Annotated in this window: 13 protein-coding genes; all 13 read left to right on the top strand. The window is 54.7% G+C overall.

The window, feature by feature from the left end:
* Positions 1 to 362 precede the first annotated feature (362 nt).
* Entirely contained in the window at positions 363 to 3,014 is a 2,652-nt protein-coding gene (locus M017_RS0111845; RefSeq protein ID WP_031498104.1) for a hypothetical protein, read from the top strand.
* A gap of 20 nt (positions 3,015 to 3,034) precedes the next feature.
* Positions 3,035 to 3,748, top strand: coding sequence for a hypothetical protein (locus M017_RS29305; RefSeq protein WP_155121370.1), 714 nt, complete (start codon positions 3,035 to 3,037; stop codon positions 3,746 to 3,748).
* 306 nt (positions 3,749 to 4,054) lie between these two features.
* A complete protein-coding gene (locus M017_RS0111855; protein WP_155121371.1) occupies positions 4,055 to 4,684 on the top strand; it encodes a hypothetical protein in 630 nt (209 codons plus the stop codon).
* An 11-nt stretch (positions 4,685 to 4,695) separates the two neighbouring features.
* Positions 4,696 to 9,936, top strand: a complete 5,241-nt coding sequence (locus M017_RS0111860) for an RHS repeat domain-containing protein (RefSeq protein ID WP_080507674.1) — start codon at positions 4,696 to 4,698, stop codon at positions 9,934 to 9,936.
* A 1-nt stretch (position 9,937) separates the two neighbouring features.
* Positions 9,938 to 10,390 carry a hypothetical protein gene (locus M017_RS0111865; protein ID WP_162179900.1) on the top strand — a complete coding sequence of 151 codons (453 nt, stop codon included), beginning with the start codon at positions 9,938 to 9,940 and terminating at the stop codon, positions 10,388 to 10,390.
* Positions 10,391 to 10,532: 142 nt separating this feature from the next.
* On the top strand, positions 10,533 to 10,991 hold the full coding sequence (locus M017_RS0111870) for a hypothetical protein (protein ID WP_031498114.1): 459 nt from the start codon (positions 10,533 to 10,535) through the stop codon (positions 10,989 to 10,991).
* A 193-nt stretch (positions 10,992 to 11,184) separates the two neighbouring features.
* A complete protein-coding gene (locus tag M017_RS0111880; protein ID WP_080507675.1) occupies positions 11,185 to 13,830 on the top strand; it encodes an RHS repeat domain-containing protein in 2,646 nt (881 codons plus the stop codon).
* Between the two features lie 648 nt (positions 13,831 to 14,478).
* Positions 14,479 to 15,228 (top strand): hypothetical protein, encoded by a 750-nt coding sequence (locus tag M017_RS27660; protein WP_051669918.1) that lies wholly within the window; start codon positions 14,479 to 14,481, stop codon positions 15,226 to 15,228.
* The gene (locus tag M017_RS0111895; protein ID WP_031498124.1) at positions 15,218 to 15,853 is read left to right on the top strand and encodes an imm11 family protein; all 636 of its coding nucleotides are present in this window, start codon (positions 15,218 to 15,220) and stop codon (positions 15,851 to 15,853) included. The genes M017_RS27660 and M017_RS0111895 overlap by 11 nt, the downstream gene beginning before the upstream one ends.
* 486 nt (positions 15,854 to 16,339) lie before the next feature.
* Complete coding sequence (locus M017_RS0111900) at positions 16,340 to 17,695, top strand: RHS repeat domain-containing protein (RefSeq protein ID WP_155121372.1); 1,356 nt, start codon at positions 16,340 to 16,342, stop codon at positions 17,693 to 17,695.
* A 127-nt stretch (positions 17,696 to 17,822) separates the two neighbouring features.
* Positions 17,823 to 18,320: a hypothetical protein gene (locus M017_RS0111905; protein WP_155121373.1), complete on the top strand. Its 498-nt coding sequence runs from the start codon at positions 17,823 to 17,825 to the stop codon at positions 18,318 to 18,320.
* Between the two features lie 444 nt (positions 18,321 to 18,764).
* Positions 18,765 to 23,783: an NACHT domain-containing protein gene (locus M017_RS0111910; protein ID WP_155121374.1), complete on the top strand. Its 5,019-nt coding sequence runs from the start codon at positions 18,765 to 18,767 to the stop codon at positions 23,781 to 23,783.
* A gap of 391 nt (positions 23,784 to 24,174) precedes the next feature.
* Positions 24,175 to 25,209 carry an IS481 family transposase gene (locus M017_RS0111915; RefSeq protein WP_031495428.1) on the top strand — a complete coding sequence of 345 codons (1,035 nt, stop codon included), beginning with the start codon at positions 24,175 to 24,177 and terminating at the stop codon, positions 25,207 to 25,209.
* Positions 25,210 to 25,898 lie beyond the last annotated feature (689 nt).

The following is a 25,898-nucleotide window of genomic DNA, read 5'->3' on the forward strand; positions in this document are numbered from 1 at the left end:
TTAAAAATACAGGCGACATGCTTCCGATGCACGTGCTCCATTGCGGCACTTAACTCGGAGAAAAGAGGAGTTCTTGGATATCTTAAGTAGGTTTTACCGGTGAAATCGACAAGACACGGAAAGTTCTGCATGGTTAAGTACTGGTAATTTGTGGGGCTAATGGAGAGAGGCCGCGACGAAAAGGGCGACTCTGAGGAGGCAGCGTCAGAATCGGGACTAACCGGCAGTAATCATACTGTTTGGTATGGTTTTCAAGGTTAACGGAAGTGTGGCGCGCCGGACTGACTGTAAAATAAACAAACGATCGAAATCGGACTAATTGTTGCTTCAGGACCCTGCAAATGCTATAACAATACGACCACATGCACGCACTTGCTGCCCGACTTAGTGTACATCTGCTCATTCTTTACTTGCTCGTAGTGCCCGGATTTGGGCAGACTCTGTCGAAGGAATACATCCGCTTAAACGGCAGGGTGATAGCGATCGAGAACGCGAATGCTGGATACTGTGCGGCAGCTCCCACTAATCTCCCCTTCCGCAGTACCGGCAATACGACAGCAGGTGCCTTGGCGGGAGACGGGACGGTGGATGCAAATTTTAAGCTGGTCTCCTACCCTGGACCCTACGGTGGTGCGAGCACAACCGATGCCATTACAACCGCACTCTCCCTTGGCAATACTGCCAATGCACGCTGGATTAGCACGCACGCTGGGGCTGTGGATGTAGCAACAGGCATCTACGTGTTTCGGCAGCAGATCGATCTCAGTTGCTATAACCTCTCAACCGTATCAATCACTGCGAAGCTTGTTGCTGACAACGCCGGAGAGATCTACGTCAATGGCCGTCCGGTGACGACCGTGCCCGGAGCCACCTATAACCAAGAGGCAACGTTTACGCTTTCGGGGGCTACTTTTACTCAATATTTACTGCCCGGCGTGAACGAAATCGACTTCCTAATCTCAAATACTGGTTCATCGCCAAACCCGGTAGGCATGCGGTTAGAAGTCACTTCCGCGAGTGCAACTCCAGTTCCAGCGAATGCTACAGGCGTTCTTCAATTGAGTAATCCTGGGGGAAATCGTAGCGGACCCGGCAGCGAGACGATTACGGCATCCGAATCTGTCAACTGGAGTGTGGTCGGCAGTTCAGGCGGGTCGCTGAGCGCCGCAACGGGAACCACGACAACTTACTCAAGTCCAACCTATCTGTCGACCTTTATCGCGGTGCCGATCTTGGCCGCCAGCACGACCGGGACTCCCCGTACAGCAATTCGCACCCTCTACTTCAATCCGACTGGGAGTGGTGTGGTGACCGTGACTTCTACAGGATCTGGAAATCTGTCTCCATATGCAACCCGAGAGTTTAGCGCCTCGGTTGCAAATGTTCCGCCAGGTCAATCGACTCTGGTGAAATGGAGCGTTCTCAGCGGTCCGAGCGGAAACTCTAGCCAAGGGAGTGTTTCCACCGGTACAAGTTGCTCCAGCACGACAACCTATCGCGCTCCTTCTACGGTGAATACGATCGGCTCCGTGACGCTGAAAGCAGAAAGCTGCTACAGCAGCTCAGTCAGCTCAACCGCGACGGTCGCACTGAGCGCTGGCTCTAGTGTCGGAATCAGTCTGACTCCCAAGAATACGGCCAATCTGACGGGGGGTACCACAAGGACCTTCTCCGCGACGGTCACCAACGCAGACAATACGAATGTCACCTGGACGAATAGTGCGGGCAGTTCAGGGAGCATCAGTCCGACGACAAGTTCCTCTGGACAATCAGTCACATTCACTGCCGCTGCTGTGAGTACGAATACTGGAACTACAGTTACGGCCGCCAGTGCGGAGCGGACGAGCGTCACGGATAATGTCAGCTTTACAGTTGTTCCCGGTGTGGATTTCTCTTTGACCTCTAGTGGCGCAACGAAATCTGCTGCTACCATCAACTCAAAAGTAACGTACAGTATTCAATACACCAGTACGGGGGCTACTGGGCAAGTCAATTTCTCAGTGCTGAATCTCCCTCCCGGCGCTACCCGCAACTTCAATCCTCCAAGCGCAACGAATCAAGGGACAGTAGCAATCACTCTAGACGTGACGACAGGGACTCCAACTCCGGTCGGGACCTATACAATAACTTTTCGAGCCACAAATGGCACGCTCACGCGAGATCTGCCGCTAACCCTTGTTGTTGTCGATTGCGGAACTATCGTAGTTGATCCCCCATCGGCAACGGTCTATCCATACCAGATGGCGAACTTTACAGCCAAGCGTACTGGCGCGGCCGCAAGCTATGGCGTTACTTGGAAGCGGAATACCACAGCTGGCAATTGGTTCGATGGAGTGAACAATGGCGATCCGATGATCTCGTACTACACGTCCGACCCTGCCACTCAACCAGCGAGCGTTCTAGTAACTGCCACCACGTTGAATCCGCTTGATGCATGCAAGGCTATTGAGGGGACTGCAACCGTGGCAAAGGCCTCTTATGTCCCGAATGCACTTAGCCTCCTCTACACGAATCCAATGAACGTATCTGTCCCTGTCAATGTTGCAAAGTTCTACGATTACGGAGCGGCAAGTCAGAACGGGTCCTGGACAATTCGCTTCATCCAACTCGAGGTTCGGAATACGCTCGATGCTCAAGGGGCTCCTACATATGCTTGCGCTGTAAATTTCGATGTATATACCGCAGGAGCGAATATGGCTCCAATGTATGCTCAGGCTCGGGTAGCGAATTCCGCAAGTGGTGGTAGTAGCGCAGATTCAACCGCGATCCTTCCGCTGTCAACAACCGGGTATAACACACAGGTCATTGGAACAGGTAGCTCTTTCAATTGCGAGCTAGACGGAAATGTAAGCAGGCATATGATGTCAACAAACATTTTCAACTTACATATGAATCTAAAGATGAAAAATTCTGGCTTCATCGGTACGATGAGAGTCTACGTCAGTTCCTATGGAATCGACGTAAACGAGCCCGCGATTCGCCAATATGTCGGCACCTTCACCGGTACCAACTAGATACAGTGAGGAACCCGACCATGAAACATGTTCTCGGAGCAATTTTGCTCTGCGCCACGTTGGCATATTCGCAAGGCGACGTCAGTCTGGCCGTTCAACTAGCCGATCCTTCCGGCAAGGCTTGGACAGGTGCGCGAGTGATTCTACTGGATGAACCCGATCCGCCCGCCATTCCCCAAAACCTACAATATCGAGCGGTGGTTGACGAGAAGGGGGTAGCGCTCTTTAGCTCGATTCCATCAGGCAAGTACCGAGTATGCGCGGGGGGCGGGGGCACTCGGATGCTAAATCCTTGTGTGTGGGATCGGAGGGGAGTATATGTGACTACTCCCAGTCCAAATGCAAAGCAAGCGGCGATCAAGCTTGTTTTTGAAGAAGGCGCCATCGTTAAGGTATCGATCGATGATCAAGCTGACATCCTCGCGAACAACCTCGGCAAAGACAGCGCAAAGATCCTGCTGATGGAAATCTGGAATGAGGCGGTGGGCCGTTCACCGGTCTTGCCTTCCTCCGCTTCAAAAGCGAAGCAAAAGGACTACGAGGTTCTAGTTCCCAAGGGATATAGCTACAAAGTGAGGGTGATGAGTCCGGGATTTGCTGTGGAGGACATCGTGGCCAAGCGGCGCGTCGATCTGCCGGATCGTGATATCGATGTCGAGGTAAAGGCGGATGCTGCCGAGGCGACGATTCAACTCGCCGCGACTGATGTTAAAGCTGTGGAATCAATTAAGTAAGGGAACAAGGAAAACGCGTGGTGGATGCATCCGTGCTGGGTCCATGCGCGATCACTGGTTCATCTGAAGCTGTCAGGTTTAATAGAAGCAGAGCCTTGCCAGCCCGTTCCTCAACGATCATCTTGAGAATAAGAGAAAGAATTAAAGATAGTGAACATATCTAAAGTCATCATGCTCCTTACGGCGTTCCTGTTACAGGCACAGAATCCCAATACGCCTGGAGATGCGCTAAACCGTGGCGTGTACATCACACCATCGAGTCTGCCTAGCCGCCTCGCTACATTCCATGAGTTGTCTGGGCTTCGCATGGCAAGCGCTGAAAAGGCGCGTCTCACGATTGTCGGAACGCTAGCAGACTCGAATGGAAGTAGAGCTGCGCAAATAGAAATTCAGGCGCCTGGTTACTTGTCGTACCGAGAAGACAACTCGCGCGCGGTGACATTTGACGGCACAGGGTTTAAGACCAAAAGTGGTGGCACAACGGCGAATGACGATGCGATAGCAGAGAGTTTACTGGCGCACTTTCCAGATACCTGGCTTCTGCAGATGGCTAGCGGTGGCAGCTTGCGTCGACTCGGTTCAAATTTTCGTCCGGACGGGACGAAGACATTAAACTACACAGGACCATACTGGACTGTATTCGCATTTGCACCGGCCCAGCGCCAGGGTCTTGCTGAAGGTAAGGCGCTCCAGCAACAGCTATTCATCGCGATTGACAATCGAACCAACCTGATCGCGGAAGTGCGAACGGTTACCAATAGCGGGCCAAATCAACAGCAAGTAATCCAAACGCAGTTTACAAACTGGGTGAAAAGCAGCGACCAGTGGTTCCCAGGAACGATTACAAGACTGGAGAACGGGAAGCAGGTGCTGAAGTTTCAGCAACAGCAGGCTGTTACCGGGCTCGCAGAAGCAACGACGAAATTTGTTCCATAAGAGGGGGAGAGATGCAACAACCATTTAGAACCTGTATTCAAATCTGTGCCGTAATGATGTTGATCACTTTCGCGTCCGAACGGCCGCTTGCAGCTCAGAGCGGGCCGGGGACGGACCCACCGAATGCTTCATCAGGGTCGGGCGCGGTATCTACATCTGCCTATGCTCCTGGCAATATCGAGTCGGTGAATGCAGTGAATGGCAACATGATGATCTCGATACCGGCCGCGAATCTGCCGGCTGGACCGGGCGGATTCAGCGCCGGGGTCAACCTGGTTTACAACAGCACCATATTCGATGCGAAGACTGAAGTGCCGACTGACAAGCCAAACATGCTGCGTATCTACTACGTTCCAGGCGCTCATGGTGGAGGCTGGAACTATAGCTATAAGTACACACTTTGGTCGCAAACACGAATCTCAGTATTCAACTCTGCAACCTGCGGCGCGGTGACCTCGACTCAGGCGGCCAACTGGTACAAGACATTCTTCACTACTCCCGATGGAGCGAATCACCCGCTCCGCCTCATCAGTGCGGTTGCGGGTAGTACCACCTATGACAGTTCGAGCCTGTCGGGTGACTCAACCGGCGGATATGCAATCTACGATTTTGCAGGCTATACAAACCTGAATTGTGGATTAAATGCTGCCCGGCTTGCCGGCAATCTTGTATTTGCAAGTTCCGATGGATCGCAAATTCGAGTGGAAGCCGACGCGGTGAACTTAAGGTGGACTGCATACTTTCCGGATGGGACACGCGTGACTGGTCCGATCGCATTGACCAATCAGCCGCATGCGACGGAGAGCGATGCCGATCAGATCACCGATCGGAACGGAAACAACTTGACAATTACTGGAAGCTGCAACGTTGGTGTTGCCTGCACAGAAACGCTACAGGACGCGCAAGGCCGTAACGTCGTCATGAACTACTCATCGAACGCGAGCGGCACATGGACGGATACGATTACGGCTCCAGGACCAAACGGGAGAGTTACCACAACTGTTCAATGGTCCAGTACTGCGGCATCGAATTTGCCATACTACTGCCAGACTTCTGCGGCGGGCGTGACGGATACTTCGTATCTATGTAACGTTGGAGCCGGGGTCAGTCAACAAGCGCCGGTCGTCACATCCGTACAGTTGCCAGCCGCGAAATCAAATGGGCCATCTAGCATATTTTCGTTCGATTATAGTGCGGCCCCTGGCTCAGCCTATACGTGGGGAGAGTTGCGCTCGGCGGCGGTGTGCATTGGAATGGCGCTTTCAAATTGCAGTCAGCAATGGAAGAGTGACTACCTCTACCAGTTCGATACGCTGACATCGCTCCCGGCGGCGCCATCGTCTCAGCGGGCGCCGGGAATCACGCTGAATCCACTTGCATCGAAGACTCTGGCCTATGTTGAACCTTTGTCAGCCCAATCGATCCAGGAGACAACGGTTTACACGATGCCGAGGGCAGCAGACGTCTACTCGTATCCCGTGCTGGCGACAGACACCAACGTAAGCCAGATCACATTCCCCGATGGAAGCTATCAGTTGCTGTACACGTCAAACCTTTGCTCGTCTTCGGTCAAATCCCGCGATCTTTGTCCAGCGGTGCCGCGCAAAATGTTTAGGCGAGATGGCACGTCTGTGGAATATGGTTGGACGTCGAATGTCGCCGCGCCGGGTGTTCCGGCTGGTACTCCTTTCAATCCCTATATGCAGTACATCGTAGAAACGCCGTTAGGGGGAATATCCAAGGTCACCTACCTCCAAAAGGACTCGAATGGAAATACGGTTTCGACTACCCAATACGATTGGGCGCCGGCGAGCGCGATCACACGAGATCCAATCACCGGCATGATTACGTCAGCTTGCCAGAGTGGCTGCACCTCGCTCAGTGCGAAAACAAGTACCTACTACGCGACAACCGCCTACTGGAACACGAGTGCGCCGCGAATGTTACAAGCTCCCTATACCGACAGCCTGGGTAACTCGACGGTAACGTTCACCTATGATAATGCGCTGACAACAGCAAACGCCATTCAGATGCAGCGTTCCGGGACCGACGGCGTGTCGGTGAGCACCTACCTGACGTATCTGAGTAATGGCAATGTTTCTAGCCAGACCGATGCGAATGGCAATAAAACACTGATCTGTTACGACTCGAACAATCTCTATCCCTTGACTCGGGTAGTGGGAACTGCTCCGGGCGCAAGTTGTCCAAATCCGGTAGCAAAGCCTGAAGGCCGCAAGGCTACCTATGTGTTCGATTTCGCCAGCGGCGCTCAGTCTAGCGAGACCGACGCTGATAATTCCGTGACGACATCCATGACTTATGACAATCTTGGCCGTACCACGAAAGTGCTGCAAACGGCTACCGGCTTCAGTCGTGCAACATCAACCGACTACGATGACGCCAACAGCTTAGTGACCACAACGGCGGATGACACGGCGTCGCGAACATTGATTACCAAATCGTGGTTCGATCCTCTGGGACGGGTGTATCAATCGCAAGACGCGGCGGGTAACAAGGTGCAAAAAGCTTATCGGTTCGGAACAGGAGGGCAGAGCTACGAGTTGACGTCGAACCCGTACCTCACCACTGGTGATGCAACCATGGGTTGGACACTCACGAGGCGCGATGTGCCAACTCCCTCAAATCTCCCGGTGAAGACAACGATGACCACATATTCGGGCAGCGCCATGCCATCTCCTTGGGGAAGTAATTCGACCTCAACAGGAACGAGCGTCAGCGCCCTCGTTGTTTCGCCCTCCTGCACCGGCGCCGGTGCTTCGACAACGGACGGAGCCGGTAATTCGACGACCCGCTGCATGGACGGCCTTGGTAGGCTGAAGAATGTGAGCGAGCCGGATGGCACGGCAACTCAGTATGGTTACGATATCCGAGGCAACCTGACAGGAGTGGATGTGGGCAGCCAACACCGTGCGTTTGAATACGACTCGCTAGGCCGGCTCACGAAGGCATGCAATCCGGAAACCGGGACCGCGAACTGTGTGCAATCGCCTCTTCCTGCAACCGGGCTTGAAAAGTATACGTATGATGCAAACGGGAATACGCTGACTCGCACGGATGCGCGCGGCACGGTGACGACCATGTCGGGCTACGATGCGTTCAACCGGCCGGCAAGCAAAGCGTATACGAAAATCGATGGCAGCCCGGAGGGCACTCCAACGGTGAATTGGGGATACGATCAGGGAAGGCGTGGTGTGTTGTCGTCCGTGAGCGTGTCGCCAACTGCCGGTGTATTCAGTACTTCGTACACCTATGATGCCTTAGGCAGGATCAAGACCAGCACGCAAGCGGTCTTGGGAAACAACTATGCTTTCCTCTATGATTACTCGTTGACGGACGAGCTATCTCAGATCCAATACCCTTCAGGACGGAAGCTCAACTACCTCGCTGATGCGGTGGGGCGGATCAGTTCGGTGCAAAATGATTCGACGCAGGCTAATTACGCGAGCATCGATTATACGGCTGCGAATGGTGTGCCGAAGATGACGCTGGGGAACGGGATCGTGGAGCAGACCTCGTGGAACGATCGTTTTCAAATGACTGGGCTCACTGCGGGAAAGACGGGCGTGACGCCGCCCCTGGCCCTGAACTATTATCATTGCCCGGGGTCGGCGGTGACCTGCGCGACCGGAAACAATGGGATATTGCGGACGCAACGGATCGCAGGTGGTGGGTTGGCTGTGACCCAATCGTACAGCTATGATGGCGTCAATCGGTTAACGGCAGCTTCGGAATCGGGGCCGGCTGGCTGGCAAGAGACATACAAATACACCGATTCGACCGGAAACAATCTTGGAAACCGCTGGCTGGACACGAGCGCGCGGAGCGGATTGCCTGCACTGACCTTGGAGACGCCGCAAGGCCCGAACTGGTATTTCGCTAACAATCAGATCAATGGTTGGTCGATGGACAGTGCGGGGAATGTGACTGGTGTTGGCTCGATGGTACGGAGCTTTAGCTACGATGCGGAGAACCGGCAATTGTCGGCGACGATCAATGGCGTGACGACGACATACAGGTACGACGGAGACGGCCGCAGGGTCCAGAAGGTCGCCGGAACCGTTGTCACGACCTATGTTTATGACGCGGCGGGCGAGCTCGCGGCGGAATACACGAACCAGACTGTACCAAGCGCATGCGGCACCCCGACGTGCTACGTGACAGCGGATCACCTGGGTAGCACTCGGCTGTTGACCGACTCGTTCGGCAATGTATCCAGGCGGTACGACTATCTGCCTTTCGGCGTCGAGCTATTCGCGGGAACCAACGGACGGACGGCGGGGCTCGGGTATACGTCGTCCGGCGACGGCTTCAGTCCGAAGTTTACCGGCATGAATCGCGACGCTGAGACGGGTCTGGATTACTTCAATGCGCGATACTATTCAGCGGAGCAGGGGCGGTTCACGAGTCCAGATCCGGGGAATGCGGGGGCGCATGCGGCGGATCCACAGACTTGGAACGGATATGCCTATGTCAACAACAGTCCGCTCAACTACACCGATCCGACTGGGGAAGGAATTTTCGGCACGATTTTCGGAGTTGTGGCGGGAGTGCTCACAGCGAACCCCTGGATCGGGCTGGCGGCTTCTGCTGCCGGAAATGGGATCGATGCGGCCATCTGGGGACCGGGTGCAGTTGGCATAACTGGAACGCCGTTCAACCTCGGAAGCCTTACATCGTGTGGAGGACCGCTAGGCAATTGCGGCAGCATCGGTGGTATTTGGACGGAGCAATCGCCGATCGGGCCGAGTGTGCAGGATCCAGGAAGGTTTATTTATTCCTTGGACCAGAAACGGATCTGCGGGGATTTCTATTGCGATGCAAATGGACGCCTTCTCGAACCACTTCCTGCTCACATGATGGATGCCAGTGATCTTGCCGCTAACATGGGTCCCGCTATCGGCTTGACCCTCAGGACCGGTGCTACCATCGGTTCGGCGGTAGGGACGAGGCTTGGCCTATCGGCTGGGACAATGGGTGTGGCGGTTGGCAAGTATGGAGAGTCGTGGCACTTTGCATACGAAGCTAAAGGATTCTGGATGCATTGGGTCGCAAGCTCGACCAACTACCTCGTTTCAGTGAGGGGTGCAGAGGCATGGGCTAAGCGCGACGCTTTGTTTCGGCTCCGGCTTCCTGTACTTTTCTCTGATCGCGTGGCTGGCACTTGTGGGACGCCTGCAAAGAATTGCTTCGATGCCACCTGGAACGCTTTTCGGAAGGGGTGGGGTCTTTGAAATGGCTGCAATGGTTGACGTTTGGGGCGGGATATTTTATGTGCAAGTCACACCCATATTAATGGATGCAAAGGGCAATCGCGCTTTGATTGCCTTAAGGATTTTATCTGAAATATCACGGGTTCTCCAGGAGAGAGGTGGCTTTACAATCACGAAGCCGAAGCGCTCCAGAGGTGAGGCAGCGAAAGCACAGTGCATTTTGAGGGAGCACTTAGGGATTGACTTATTCGTTTCTGCACACGAAAAAGCAAACGACGGCTCGACGGTGTTTCAGTTGACAGCCTTCGGCTATATGGGCAAGGACATCGACATGTCGGAGGGAGCGAAGGTTTGTCTTGCGTGGGAGCGGATTCAGCCGCTGATTCAACAAATCGTCACTAGGCTAGGCTTCTCGCAAATGAGGTGGTTGACGGCAGAGGAAATTGACGCCAGAGCACATGAAGAAAGCTGGTGAAGGTGGGTTGGTGTGACGCGACTCTTTATACCTCTTCAGGAGGTGTCAATAGTTTTGTGTAAGCTGCGTCTCTTAGGTTTGATTGCCATTGGTGAGAACGCTGCCGGATGGGCGCCGAAGCGGAAGGGATGGGGTTTCTGAAATGGCTCAGATGGTTGACGCTTGGGGTGGAATCTTCCATGTGAAAGTAACTCCTCAATTAATGGATGCTAAGGGAAATCGCGCTTTGATTGCCTTGAGGATTCTATCCAACATATCTGATGTTCTCCAGGAGAGCGGTGGCTTATCAATCACAAAGCCGAAGGGCTCGGGGCGTGAGGCAGCAAAAGTACAGTGCATCTTAGAGAAGCGCTTAGGTTTTGACTTATACGTTTCTGCACAGGAAATAGCGAACGACGGTTCGACGGTGTTTCAGTTGTCAGCCTTCGGCTATATGGGCAAGGATGACGATATGTCAGAGGCAGCGAGGGTTGATCTTGCGTGGGGGCAGATTCAGCCGCTGATGGAGCAAGTGGTCACGAAGCTCGGCTTTTCGCAAATCACCTGGCTGACAGCAGAAGAAAGGGATGCCAGGGCACATCAAGAACTCTTGCGAAGGTGAGTTGCTGTGGCGCATTCGTTTCCCTATATTTTTTAGTACCGGTTTCCGCTGCTAACATTGATCGGCGCGCGGTTAGCGTACTTCGAGCTTCAGAAAGTAGAGGGCCGCTTTCAGAGAATGCGTGTGCAGCGGAACAGGAGGGCAGAGCTACGAGTTGACGTCGAACCCGTACCTCACCACTGGTGATGCAACCATGGGTTGGACACTCACGAGGCGCGATGTGCCAACTCCCTCAAATCTCCCGGTGAAGACAACGATGACCACATATTCGGGCAGCGCCATGCCATCTCCTTGGGGAAGTAATTCGACCTCAACAGGAACGAGCGTCAGCGCCCTCGTTGTTTCGCCCTCCTGCACCGGCGCCGGTGCTTCGACAACGGACGGAGCCGGTAATTCGACGACCCGCTGCATGGACGGCCTTGGTAGGCTGAAGAATGTGAGCGAGCCGGATGGCACGGCAACTCAGTATGGTTACGATATCCGAGGCAACCTGACAGGAGTGGATGTGGGCAGCCAACACCGTGCGTTTGAATACGACTCGCTAGGCCGGCTCACGAAGGCATGCAATCCGGAAACCGGGACCGCGAACTGTGTGCAATCGCCTCTTCCTGCAACCGGGCTTGAAAAGTATACGTATGATGCAAACGGGAATACGCTGACTCGCACGGATGCGCGCGGCACGGTGACGACCATGTCGGGCTACGATGCGTTCAACCGGCCGGCAAGCAAAGCGTATACGAAAATCGATGGCAGCCCGGAGGGCACTCCAACGGTGAATTGGGGATACGATCAGGGAAGGCGTGGTGTGTTGTCGTCCGTGAGCGTGTCGCCAACTGCCGGTGTATTCAGTACGTCGTACACCTATGATGCCTTAGGCCGGATCAAGACCAGCACGCAAGCGGCCCCGGGAAACACCTATGCTTTCATCTATGATTACTCGTTGACGGACAGGCTATCGCAGATCCAATACCCTTCAGGGCGGAAGGTCAACTACCTCGCCGATACGGTGGGCCGGATCAGTTCGGTGCAGAATGAATCGACGCAGGCCAATTACGCGAGCTTCGATTATACGGCTGCGAATGGTGTGCCGAAGATGACGCTGGGGAACGGAATCCTGGAGCAGACCTCGTGGAACGATCGTTTTCAAATGACTGGGCTCACTGCGGGAAAGACGGGTGTGACGCCGCCTCTGGCCCTGAACTATTATCATTGCCCGGGAGCGGCGGTGACCTGCGCGACCGGAAACAATGGGACATTGCGGACGCAACGGATCGCGGGCGGCGGGCTGGATGTGACCCAATCGTACAGCTATGATGGCGTCAATCGGTTGACTGCAGCTTCGGAATCGGGGCCGGCTGGCTGGCAAGAGGCATACAAGTACACCGATTCGACCGGAAATTATCTCGGAAACCGCTGGCTGGACACGAGCGCGCGGAGCGGGTTGCCTACCCTGACCTTGGAGACGCCGCAAGGCCCGAACTGGTATTTCGCTAACAATCAGATCAATGGTTGGTCGATGGACAGTGCGGGGAATGTGACTGGTGTTGGCTCGATGGTACGGAGCTTTAGCTACGATGCGGAGAACCGGCAATTGTCGGCGACGATCAATGGCGTGACGACGACATACAGGTACGACGGAGACGGCCGCAGGGTCCAGAAGGTCGCCGGAACCGTTGTCACGACCTATGTTTATGACGCGGCGGGCGAGCTCGCGGCGGAATACACGAACCAGACTGTACCAAGCGCATGCGGCACCCCGACGTGCTACGTGACAGCGGATCACCTGGGTAGCACTCGGCTGTTGACCGACTCGTTCGGCAATGTATCCAGGCGGTACGACTATCTGCCTTTCGGCGTCGAGCTATTCGCGGGAACCAACGGACGGACGGCGGGGCTCGGGTATACGTCGTCCGGCGACGGCTTCAGTCCGAAGTTTACCGGCATGAATCGCGACGCTGAGACGGGTCTGGATTACTTCAATGCGCGATACTATTCGGCGGAACAGGGGCGGTTCACGAGTCCGGATCCGGGCAATGCCGGCGCGCATCCGGCTGATCCACAGACGTGGAATGGCTATGCCTATGTCAACAACAGTCCGCTCAACTATACGGATCCGTCCGGAATGGGGTTCTGGTCGACATTCGGGCGCATAGTTGGAACACTTGCCGGAGGCTGGCTCTTTGGTGGAATCGGTGGTGGGAGCATCGGAGGCTTTCCGAGCATCGGCGGAGCCAACGATGGCCCCTGGAACGAGCGCTTGCCAGTCAATGTAGGTTCCGGTCCCACCCTCAACACGGGCGGTGTTTTCGGCAGTGGCAACACTAGTCCATACATCTGGAGTTTGAACCCAACATCAATTCAGCGTATCCCTTCTTTCGGGATGCAGGATGTAATGTACAATGTAGTAGGATGGGGACTTGCCTTTAATCTATTGTCCGACGTTCTAACGGGGAGTGGGCCTCGTCGTCGTGAATACGACGATAACTCGCTTGAATCACATATCTTAGCCCGTTCAAAGGGCTTTTCCCAACTCTTGGATGAAGTGAGAGGGGCTTGCCGTGCAGGATTGTCATCGGGTCCGATTAGCCTCGGGACTGTGCGTGCTGGACTCAATGTTCCGAATGATGTCCGCTATTCACCAACTGGAGCGCAGGTTGGCGGATATACTGGCGGGAAGTGGAAGATCAATGGGGATAATTTGGACGTCTATATCCCGAATTATGCTGGAGCTAACTCGCTTTTCTTGCATATCCCTCCCAATAGTCCCTTTTCTTCGGGGCCGCTATCCACAATTCGCCAGAACTTTAGGTTTTCGGTTTTAAATCCGTGCAAACAGTAATGAATGATCGCGTGTCTGAGCTCTTGGCGAATGTTAAGAGCTCGTCTTGCCTGCGATACTTCTCAAGGCCAATGCCGGAACGCAGTCGGAACTTCACCCGTGGTAATGTTGGCATGTTCGCGCTCTGTCTTCTGACGGTACTCCTGAGCCTCTCAGGTTGTTTCAGTGGGGTTTGGTCAGAGCTTGATTTTACGCGCAACGAGCCCTCAAGATCTGAGTTAGTTGGAACATGGTTCGCGACTGCAGACAGCTTACGTGACATGAAGCGCCGCGGCGGTGCAATTTCAATGCACGAACTGACTTTGAGGCCTGACGGTACGTTTGGGATGAAAGGCTTGCCCGACTGGCGCCATATAGGAGATTCTCCAGAAGTGTACGCCTCCGGCTCAGGAAAGTGGGCCATCGGTCAGCAGGACGACGGTTTTGTGGTCTGGGTCATACACCTTGATTTTAATGACGCTCATCGAGTGACATACAACCTACGCCGGCAACGGTCACCATATTTGATACACATCTGGCTGGAAGATCCTGATTCCGGGGGCGCGATGCTTCTTGAGCGGCGATAGGCTTCGATTACTTCAACGTGCGGCACGATTCGGCGGAGCAGGGCGGTTCACGAGTTCGGATCCGGGGAATGCCGGAGCGCATTTGGCGGATCCACAGACATGGAATGGATATGCCTATGTCAACAACAGTCCGCTCAACTACACCGATCCGACTGGTGAAGGAATTTTCGGCACGATCTTCGGAGTTTTGGCTGGAGTGTTCTCCGTGAACCCCTGGATCGGGCTGGCGGCTTCTGCTGCCGGAAATGGGATCGATGCGGCCATCTGGGGACCGGGTGCCGTTGGCATAGCGGGAACGCCGTTCAACATCGGAAGCCTTACATCGTGCGGAGGACCGCTGGGAAACTGTGGCAGTATTGGCGGCCTTTGGACGGAGCAATCACCGATCGGGCCGAGTGTGAAGGATACCAGCGCGATTATTTATAACGCGCAAAAACCGACAGCAACAAACTCGACAGGTCAGTGGCATCATGCGATTGGTCGCGTCATCTACAGGGCCCTCGAAAGCGACGAGAATCTCAAGGGAATATATCGTGCTCGCGATTCGCGATTTATAACCCAGGCGAAGGACTTGGCGTCGCACCGAGGTTACCAGGGATGGCACCGAGAATATGATCTCCTAGTGGCACGCTATATTGCCGAAGCTCGAAATCTAACTCCAGTAAAGTTTGAGGCATATCTCAAAGATCTATATAGAACCCTTCCATCGCTCACGTCGCGTTTTCCTAAGGGACTTGGCGGGGGAATGTTCCCGGTGCTTCCTGTACACAAATGGCAAGAACTAGTTAAGTGCGGAGGGCAGATTTGCGAAAGTGGAAGTAATGTTTACTAATCGTAATGCGGAAGGTGACGAGAAATTCTTCGTCTTAGACGTATGTCCAGAATTCTTTTTTGAACCGGATTCTTCTGTTGTCCTCGCGCCTGGCAGAGTGTGCGATAAGTGTGGTGAGTCGATCGGAAAGCTGCGTTGGCAAGCACCTCTTCAAGGATCGCTCGTTTTCGACAGAAAACCATATGACGTCGCGTCTTCGATCGGTGGCAGCTTTGTGATTTTATCTGCGAAGGCGATTGCCGCCATGGATGCGAGCGGCATTCAGGGTGCTCAAGAGCGTATCCCGATCCATTTACTTCCTAACGATGGCCCGGTCGTCAAGCTCGATTACTACATGGCCGAAGTGGCACATTGGAGCGCGGAAGTCGATCCGGTTGCCTCTGGCTTCAAATGGAGAGAGGAACCAACCTGCCCTGAATGCCGCATAGCGGACATACTTCTTGGTTATGATCGTGTCGCCGTAGTAAAAAACTCCTGGAATGGCGACGATCTCTTTACCTTAAGAGGATTAATGAGCGTCGTTGTCGTCAGCGAGAAGTTCGTCGAAGTTTGTCGAAAGTTCCGTCTTTCGGTCTGCAGCCTAGTTCCGACAGAGCAATATTGGCGGCCGGTCATAGGCCTTTAACAAGCAGTCGGCCATACACCGTCGAATGTTTGAGAGAGGATCGCCAATGCCCTCAACACCTGATGCAAGAATTTGGGGGACCGGAATTAGCCCTGAAATCTGGAGGAAACAGCTTCCTGTCGGCATAAACATTCCCGGCCCCTTGTTCGGCGCTGGGTGCGGCAGGAACGGCGTGTGTAGCTTCGCGGATGCCGCTGCACAAGTGTGGTTAGAAAGACGGGCGTAACGCCGCCTTTGGCCCTGAACTATTATCATTGCCCGGGGACGGCGGTGACATGTGCGACCGGAAACAATGGGATATTGCGGACGCAACGGATCTCAGGCGGCGGGTTAGACGTGACTCAAAGCTACAGTTATGACAGCGTTAACCGGTTAACGGGAGTTGGGGAGTCGGGAGCGGCACCCTTACAGGAGACATACAAATACACCGATTCGACAGGGAACTATCTTGGAAACCGCTGGCTGGACACGAGCGCGCGGAGCGGATTGCCTGCACTGACCTTGGAGACGCCGCAAGGCCCGAACTGGTATTTCGCTAACAATCAGATCAATGGTTGGTCGACAGACATCGTGGGCAACGTGACTGGTGTTGGCTCGATGGTACGGAGCTTTAGCTACGATGCGGAGAACCGGCAATTGTCGGCGACGATCAATGGCGTGACGACGACATACAGGTACGACGGAGACGGCCGCAGGGTCCAGAAGGTCGCCGGAACCGTTGTCACGACCTATGTTTATGACGCGGCGGGCGAGCTTGCCGCGGAATACACGAACCAGACTGTACCAAGCGCATGCGGCACCCCGACATGCTACGTGACAGCGGATCACTTGGGTAGCACTCGGCTGTTGACCGACTCGTTCGGCAATGTAGCCAGGCGATACGACTATCTGCCTTTCGGCGTCGAGCTATTCGCGGGAACCAACGGACGAACGGTGGGGCTCGGGTATACGTCATCCGGCGACGGCTTCAGCCCGAAGTTTACCGGCATGAATCGCGACGCTGAGACGGGTCTGGACTACTTCAATGCGCGGTACTATTCGGCGGAACAGGGGCGGTTCACGAGTCCGGATCCGGGGAATGCCGGGGCGCATCCGGCTGATCCACAGACTTGGAATGGATATGCCTATGTCAACAACAGTCCGCTCAACTACACCGATCCGACTGGTGAAGGAATTTTCGGCACGATCTTCGGAGTTTTGGCGGGAGTGTTCACAGCGAACCCCTGGATCGGGCTGGCGGCTTCTGCTGCCGGAAATGGGATCGATGCGGCCATCTGGGGACCGGGCGCAGTTGGCATAGCGGGAACGCCCTTCAACATCGGGAGCCTTACATCGTGCGGAGGACCGCTAGGAAACTGTGGCAGTATTGGCGGCCTTTGGACGGAGCAATCACCGATCGGGCCGAGTGTGAAGGATACCAGCGCGATTATTTATAACGCGCAAAAACCGACAGAAACAGGGTTGACAGGTCAGTGGCATCATGCGATTGGTCGCCGCATCTTCAATGCTCTCCAGGATCATCCTATACTCAAGGGAGCATATCGTTATCGTGACCCTCGGTTTGTAACTCAGGCGAAGGACTTGGCGTCGCACCGAGGTTATGAGCATTGGCACATAGAATATGATCGCATGGTGTCAGATTTTGTTTCTAGAGCTAGATATCTAACGCCAGTAGCTTTTGAGGCATATCTCAGAGATCTATATAAAACCCTCCCATCGCTCGCGTCGCGTTTTCCTAAGGGACTCGGCGGGGGGATGCTCCCGGTGCTTCCTGTACACGAATGGCAAAAACTAATGAGGTGCGGAGGGGAGGCGTGCCAAAGTGGAAGTTATGTTTACTAATTGTAGTGCGAAAGGTGACGAGAAATTCTTCGTCTTAAGGAGCTGCCCGGAGTTTTTTTTTGAACCGGATCCTTCCGTTGTCCGCGCGCCTGCCAGAGTGTGCGACAGGTGTGGCGAGATTACAGGAATGCTGCGTTGGCAAGCACCTCTTCAAGGATCACTTGTTTTTAACAGAAAACCGTATGACGTCGCGTGTTCGATGACTGGCAATTATGTGATTTTGTCTGCGAAGGCGATCGCCGCTCTGGATGCAAGCGGCATCAAGGGTGTTCAAGACCGTATCCCAATACATTTACTCCCTAACGATGGCCCGGTCGTCAAGCTCGATTACTACATGGCCGAAGTGGCACGATGGAGCGCGGAAGTCGATCCGGTTGCCTCTGGCTTCAAATGGAGGGGGGAACCAACCTGCCCTGAATGCCGTCTAGGGGACATTCTTCTTGGTTTTGATCGTGTCGCCGTAGTAGAAAGTTCCTGGAACGGCGACGATCTCTTTACCTTGAGAGGATTAATGAGCACTGTTGTCGCCAGCCAGAAGTTCGTCGAGGTCTGTCGAAAGTTTCGTCTTTCGGTCTGCAGCCTAGTCCCAACAGAGCAGCATTGGCAGCCTTTCGTAGACTTTTAACACGCAGGCAGCCACGCACCGTCGAATGGTAGCGAGAGGATCGCCAATGTGCTCAATGCCTAATGCGTGAATTGCGATGGAATTGGTACTGGCGCTGAAGTCGGGAGTGAACAACTTCCTGTGGGCATAGATATTTCCTGCCCCTTTTTCGGCGCTGGATGTGGCGCGAAGGCGTCCGGCATCATGGATATCGGACTCAAGGCTGAACTCCATACCATCCTCGATGGGAACCTCGCCTAGGCACAACTTATGGCAGAAAGAACTAAGTGAATCTTACCCCGGGGGCCGCAATCCATCGTGTCCGCTGATCTTCGGCTAGTTTCAAGTAAAGAGACCACCAAGGCAACTAGCCCGGCTGCAACCGGGCCCTCTGGTGCTCATTTTGAGGGTCAGGTTGGCGCAACGTACCTGTTGTCGCTTCTTATGGGAGCGGAGCCGCGTGGCTTGCCCAGTACCATCATCGAGAGCGTGAAGTTCCAGCGGGGCGCGGAAGGCTATCCGCTGGATGATGTCATCGTGAAGGCTCACGATACATGTGGAGCGCCAGCTACTCTTGAAATCCAGGTCAAGAGGGACATGACCTTCGCGCCCAAGGATGAAATATTCAAGAAGGTTGTCGGGCAGATTGCTGAGGCCGCTCGTATGCGTGAATTCTGGACCGGCAGTCATGAATTGGGAATTGCGATCTCGCGGAGCTCCCGCAAGATCGACGGCCCATATCAAGACGTCTTAACATGGGCGCGGCAAATCGGAGATTCAACGAATTTCTTCAATCGGCTGGGTCGCTCGGGTTCCGCAAACAATGACATGCGAGAGTTTGTCAAAACCTTCCAGAGTCATCTTGGAGACGCTGGGGCGGCGAATGACGACGAAACGGTGTGGAAGCTTCTGCGAAGGCTTCAAATCTTCGTATTCGATTTCACCGCAGTCGGCTCCGCATCTGAAGAACTAATGAAGGAGCGCGCTGTGCGCGCACTTCACCCGGAAGACGCACCACGAGCAGGTGAACTGTGGAAGGCCCTTACCGAACTTGCGATTCGCATTGCCTCTGCGGGTGGAGAACGGACGCGTGACGCCTTGATGGCCGAGCTTGCCGCAAGTTCTTACCGGCTGGCCGGGTTACGTCAGAACCTCCCAGCCCGGCAAGCGCTCACGGAAGCTTCGCGCAATACGTTGGATGATATAAGCGACCGTGTCGGCGGTGTGATGCTGGCGCGCCACGAGTGCGTGACGGCGGTACGTAACGCACTGGATACCGGGCGATACGTCGAAATCAGGGGCGATGCGGGTGTTGGCAAGTCCGGTGTACTGAAACATTTTGCCGAGCAGGCGGCTGCAGAATCGGCGATTATCGCGCTCAGCCCTGCGCGAACAGTTCCCAAGGGATGGATAGCGCTTCGATCTGTTATCGGGTTTGACGGACTTGCATCAGACCTCCTATCTGAACTGGCGGGGAGCGGTGGCGGAATCCTCTTTATTGATGGCCTCGATTTCTTTGGAGCGGAAGAGCGCCTGACAGCAATGGACCTTGTACGCGAAGCGGCCAAGGTGCCGGGGATGTCCGTCATCGTGACGGCGCGCCGAGAGTTTGGGACAGATGATCCCAATTGGCTTCCACAAGGTGCCCTCGACAAACTAGGGAGAGCAACGCCGGTTGTGATCGATGAGCTCAGCACTGAGGAGACCGAGGAACTCAGCTTCGCAGCTCCTCAACTTGCCGCGCTTCTTTCAGAAGGGCATCCAGCGAGTAAGGTCGCTCGGAACCTATTCCGGCTGTCCCGCTTGGCCAACCGCTCATCGGCTGCACCGGCGCTAAGAACGGAAGCAGAGATGGCCGAAGACTGGTGGCGATCCGCGGACGGGCTGCGGGACAGTGGTCACAGGAACCGCGCACGTGTGTTGAAGGCGCTGGCAGAACAGACTCTAGCGGGAGCAGACCAGCTGACGGTTGATGGCCACACATCGACTGCCATCGAATCCCTAATCCGAAGCGGAACCCTTCGTGATCTTCAAGATGATCGAGTGGCCTTCCGTCACGACGTGTTGCGTGAATGGGCAGTAGCAAACCTTATCGATGCCGATCACGCGCTAGTGGCGCGGCTGCCGCTTGACCGGCCTGCGCCCGCAGGACTCGCGCGATCCCTTGAGATCACAGCACGGCTCGCGATTGAGCGTACACCTGATGCGGAACGGTGGCGTTTGCTTCATGCCGCAGTTAGTAAAGACGGTGTTGACGAATCCTGGAATCGAGCCGTCTTACTAGCGCTCGTGCGATCTGAAGCGGCAGGAGAAAATCTCGAGAAGGCCTCATCCTTATTGGTTGCGGATGGCGCAAGCATGCTACGTTCGCTCATTCGAATTGTAACTGCAGTTGAAAGCGAGTCTCCTGGCAAATTGTTCGCTTCACCTGGCGTCGATCCCCAGAAGATCCCCGCCGACCTGAATGTCCCCACTGGGCCAGTTTGGCGGCGACTTATCATGTGGCTGCTCGGAAAAGGGAGTGAGGTTCCTGCCAAAGCGCTTCCTGAAATTGTGTCGTTGTACTGGAGCTGGTCGTGGGTGAAGGGAAGGCGTGATCCATTAACCCCAATCATAGTTGGCTGGTTCTTCTACTGGCTCTCAGAGATGAATCCTTCGCCAGATGAGAATGGGAACAGGCGTGTGCCATTCAATGGCGAACTATCGTCTCTGTCCATTAGCTCCCTGAAAGAGGACCTCGAAACTAATTTTCGCGTGCTCTGTGTACACGCGCCGGAGCTTGCGGTGCGGTACCTGAGACGTCTGAGGAATAGTCCAGATCCCGAGCGCGCAATGCAGAACGTGCTGCAGTTTCGAGGCACATTGGCGCAGGCGGCACCCAAGGAGCTTGCGCTACTCACGGCTGAATATCTTCTGCCAACAGAGAAGCAAGGCGACGAAGAGGAAGAGCCTTATTCCAATCCCTTAAGACAGGCTTTCGGTCAGAGGGATTACGACTTTATTCCAGCATCACCAGCCCAGGGATCTTTTTATGAACTTCTTTTGTCCTCCCCGGAGCAGGCCCTGCCGCTGATACGACGAATTGTTGATCACGCAATTGCCTTTCGGAGCGGCGGCAAACACTTTGGGCAAAATGCATTGACTATATCGATCCCCGATGGAAGCGAGAAGGTGTTTTCATGGCACTACGCCTATGTCTGGTCAAGGGATTTCGGCGCTGGGTCAGCGGTAGTCTCCTCTGCGCTGATGGCTCTTGAGGCGTGGGGCCATGGTCGCATCGAAAAGAGCGACGACGTTGAGGCTGTCATCGCAGATATCGTCGGAGAATCGCCAGTACCGCTGGCGTATCTTCTGGTTGTGGTCGACCTGCTTATCTCCCACTGGCCAAAGTCAAGTGCTGCTGCAATACCGTACGCCGCTTGTCCGGAATTGCTGTGCTTGGACCGTCAACGAATCATTAGAGACAAGACAGAGTTTCCAGACATCTTAGGGGTTAGGGAACTTGCGCGCGAGCCTATCGGACCTGTCAGTATCAAAGGCCTGAAAGCGAGGCCTTCGCGGCGATCCTCGCTGGACCTCCTATTGGATCGGTACTCCTTCGAGACCTATGCGCCTGACCGCCCTATCTTGGTTGAACTTCTGCGGAAAGCCGAAGCCAGGCTGGGGCCTCCCCAAGAAAAGTCGGACCTCGGCGATCCCGAGTTTATGGTGCTTCACGCACTAAACCGAATTGATCCCAAGAATTGGAGGGAGACCACAGTAGAAACGGCCCAAGGACCCCAGATGTATCGGAGATATGCTCCGCCAGCAGCGGAGAATGACCATCTGAAACGGCTGCAGGACGAGGCTGCAGAACGGAATGCCAATGTGCATATACAGGCATCCATCCGCATTCTCCTAAATGATGCCAGCGGCTCTTCGCCGGAGTTTGTCGCTGCAGCGGTAGAGTGGGCGCAGAGGGCGCCTATTGAAGGAGACGATACGCCGCATTGGATGCGAGACGAAGCAATTGTCATTGCCGCCATGATTGCGGCGCGCGACGGCGACTCCGCTCTAATCGCAAAACATGGAGTTTGGATTCGGAGGATCTTTGCACTCGCATTTGCTGGAAAACGGGACGACGTTCACCGAGTTAGGGAAGGCCTCCAATTCAATCCTCCCGCCATTGCATTTGTAGGAACGGCATTTCTGCTGGAAAATCATTTCGACTTTGCTGATGTGCGGATGTTGCTTAACGCCGCAGGCGACGATAGTCCAGCTGCCGCGCAGGGATTGAGCTACGTCGCCACAATGCTGGCAGAGATCGACGAGCGCCTTCCACGGGCTCTGCTGCGCTGTGCATTTTCAGCATGCGTCCACCCAGCCTTTCAATCGCGTACTTCTGAGGGGAACCACAAGGTGCTGTCAATGGCCCGCCGCAAGAAAGTTGACTCAGCCATCGACGCAGAGATCGCCTGGTTGGCGGGCAGGGGCGACGAGCCTCGTTGGCCTGATTTTGCGCCTTGCCGAGCGCATTCAACACATCGTCATTCGCGAACGCCGGAGCGACTATCTCGCGAGCCAGAAGAAGCACGATCGGATCACTATACGGACCACCAGGCCGCCGCGCTTTGGCTCAGTGGGGCGGGGAGCATTTTTGACGTCGGGAGGCGGTCGTGGCTGCGCGATCTGGCGAAGGAGTACTCCGGCTGGACTGCCGCAGCAAATGGCTCAGACTCGGAGCTCGACGACGATCCCGACAGAATCCCGGACGAATGGAACCGAGCCTATTTGAAAATGGTGTCTCGTTGCCTTCCAGGCTTGACGATTCCTGAAATCGATGAGTTCGCGCTGCGCCTTGTTCTCGAAGCACCGGGGGAAGCTTTCATGGACATGACCGCCATATTCTTGCGGCTCGTGGACGAAGTCTATTTCGAAGACGCCAATCTCGGAGATGCTCAGGCTGCACATATCCGCGACGTTCTTGCAAATCGCCTACTGGGAACAAGGCAATGGAAGCGGCAATGCCAAGACCTGTCAGACTCGGTGACAACACATTTGGGTCCGGCAACTGCCACGTTGCTATTCAACGACTTCAATCCCCTCAGGCAAACCAAATGCTATCTTTACCCGAAGGGCGTGGAGCGTCTTGACCCATTTATTCCATTTCTAAAGAAGCTTGCTATGAATGGGCCGTTTCTCTTCATGGCGATGAATCTGCTGAATTTGCTCGATGTGTCGCCGCAACCGTCGCATTTGGAAGTCATCCTTGCTGCCTGCAACAGCTGGTTTACTGTCCATCCCGAAAGTGTCGAGTTTTGGGTCGGGAATTCAATCGGTCGCCGGTTCTGTCGAGTGATTGGAGTGATTGCCAATGAGAATCCGCAACTGTTCGCACCGGGCCAGACAGCCCGTCAAGAAGTCATGTCCTTCGTGGGGAAGCTCATAAGGCTTGGGGTTTCAGATGCTCATCAGCTGGAAGCAGCAATTTGCAAGATCCAGTGATCGCCCGATGATTTGTCACACTTCTCGGTCAACTTCTTCATGATTGTTCCTGTTGTTTAGTGTGGAGGGTTGCTTCGAAAGGCTTGGACGGGTTTGGAGCAGTACCCTGTTCAGTCTGGACACCAAGCACTACAATTCAAGATGATTCCATGATTCCTCTGCTCGGTTTGCAACCCCCATGTCGGCGAAGAGGCAAGAAAATGCCGAATCAATTAGATGAAATTAGCGGAAGATCAGCGGACACAATGATGGGAAACGGCGCTTAGGGGAAGAGGCGAAGGGAGGGCGTAGCCCGACTGGAGCCGAAGCCCCTAAGCGCCCCGAGCGGGTCCTTACGGTGATAGATTTGGAATCTTCCAAAACACCAAAATCACCCCGAAAGGACACACTCATGAGCGACAACCAGAAGCTTATCAAAGCGCGCATTGGACTGCTCCAACTCGCCCAGGAACTGGGCAACATCAAGGCCGCTTGCCAGCGAGCCGGCATCAGCCGCAGCCACTTCTACGAGATCAAGGAAGCCTACGAGAAGCACGGAGCCGACGGGCTTGAGCCGAGGCAACGCCGGACGCCTCGGATGCCGAATCAGACTCCGCCCGAGCTTGAAAAGCAGATCCTCGAGATGACGGCGCAGTATCCGACCTACAGTTACATCCGCATTGCCGACCAGCTTCGTTTGGTCGGCATCGGTGTCTCTGCCCCCGCCGTCCGAGGGGTCTGGGTACGGCACGGCATCACTCTCCGGCTCCAGCGCCTGCTCTGGCTGGACAAGAAGACCGCCACCGAAGGCGGCGTGCTGACGGAGCAAGCCAAGCGGCTCCTGCAGAAGCATCAGGGCCGAAACGTTGACCCGGAACAACATATCGCTGCACCGCATTCTGGCTATCTGCTTTGCCAGGACACTTACTTTGTAGGCACGATCAAAGGCGTCGGCAAGGTCTACATGCAGACGGTCATTGACGCACACTGCTCGCAAGCCTTCGCCAAGGTCTATCTCAGCAAGATGCCGATCACTGCGGCAGACACACTGAATGATCGAGTCATCCCCTTCTATGACGATGAGAAGGTGGGGATCGAGCGGTTGCTCACCGACAATGGCCGCGAGTACTGTGGACTCGAAGCTCGTCATCCCTTCGAGATCTATCTGGCGATTAACCAGATCCGCCACAAGAGAACGCAGATCGCTTCCCCTCAATCCAACGGCTTCTGTGAGCGCTTCCATCGCACGATCAAGGAGGAGTTTTACAGCATCAAGTTCCGGCAAAAGATCTATCAGTCTGTGGCTGAATTACAAGATGATCTGGACGCCTATCTGAGCTTCTACAATCGCCAGCGACCCCATCATGGATATCGGACTCAAGGCCGAACGCCATACCAGGCTTTCCTCGATGGGAAAATCGCCCAGGCGCAACCTATGGCAGCATGAAGTAACCGAATCTCAACCGAGGCCCGTAAGCCCTCGTGTCCGGAGATCTTCAGCTAAATACAAATTAGAAATAGATTAATGTGATAATCTCATCAGTGTCATCTCGTTGGAGACCTGACTAGCCATGCGGTTACTCGTCACAAAGCGCTAGGTGCACTTGGATCGTCTAATGAACAAAATTGACAAGAACTGCTAACCTTGGCAAACAGAGACATTTCCGAATCGGAATGGATAAATCTTTCTCGACATTTTTGGGGCCGCTTGACCATCCCAGTTTCAACCAGGACCGCACAGAGATAGAAGTTGCAGCCGTGACGCCCTTGGCGGAGGAGAGGTTCTCAAGAAGACCCGTCCAGTGTCTCTGATATGGTCCGGGGAAAAGTCAGCAATTCTGCTATTCGGCCCCTCAATCCGGAGAAGGATTTCTATGCCGCGGTTCGGAACGTGCGTACGGGGGGCGTGGAAATGCCGAGGGTTGCAAGGCGCATAGCCGAGCTCAGTGCGTCGATTCACTACCGATGTTTTCGGAAAAGTGCTGGGATTGATTCCCTCTCTCTTCAGCTCCTTTCTCAGTCTTTAATGACTTCAACCTCCGAGCTGCCTCCCGAAGTGCCGATGACGCCTTTCGTTACTGAGCACTCACAAGGTGGCATCCCATCTCAACGGCTTCTCAAGGGTGATATCTAACA

Origin of the sequence: Bryobacter aggregatus MPL3, assembly GCF_000702445.1 — a bacterium.
Classification (GTDB): domain Bacteria; phylum Acidobacteriota; class Terriglobia; order Bryobacterales; family Bryobacteraceae; genus Bryobacter; species Bryobacter aggregatus.

Bases quoted from the DNA above. Each gene is read 5' to 3' on its own strand.
- M017_RS0111845 (WP_031498104.1), top strand. From the start codon at position 363: ATGCACGCACTTGCTGCCCGACTTAGTGTACATCTGCTCATTCTTTAC.
- M017_RS29305 (WP_155121370.1), top strand. From the start codon at position 3,035: ATGAAACATGTTCTCGGAGCAATTTTGCTCTGCGCCACGTTGGCATAT.
- M017_RS0111855 (WP_155121371.1), top strand. From the start codon at position 4,055: ATGGCAAGCGCTGAAAAGGCGCGTCTCACGATTGTCGGAACGCTAGCA.
- M017_RS0111860 (WP_080507674.1), top strand. From the start codon at position 4,696: ATGCAACAACCATTTAGAACCTGTATTCAAATCTGTGCCGTAATGATG.
- M017_RS0111865 (WP_162179900.1), top strand. From the start codon at position 9,938: ATGGCTGCAATGGTTGACGTTTGGGGCGGGATATTTTATGTGCAAGTC.
- M017_RS0111870 (WP_031498114.1), top strand. From the start codon at position 10,533: ATGGCTCAGATGGTTGACGCTTGGGGTGGAATCTTCCATGTGAAAGTA.
- M017_RS0111880 (WP_080507675.1), top strand. From the start codon at position 11,185: ATGGGTTGGACACTCACGAGGCGCGATGTGCCAACTCCCTCAAATCTC.
- M017_RS0111895 (WP_031498124.1), top strand. From the start codon at position 15,218: ATGTTTACTAATCGTAATGCGGAAGGTGACGAGAAATTCTTCGTCTTA.
- M017_RS0111905 (WP_155121373.1), top strand. From the start codon at position 17,823: ATGCTGCGTTGGCAAGCACCTCTTCAAGGATCACTTGTTTTTAACAGA.
- M017_RS0111915 (WP_031495428.1), top strand. From the start codon at position 24,175: ATGAGCGACAACCAGAAGCTTATCAAAGCGCGCATTGGACTGCTCCAA.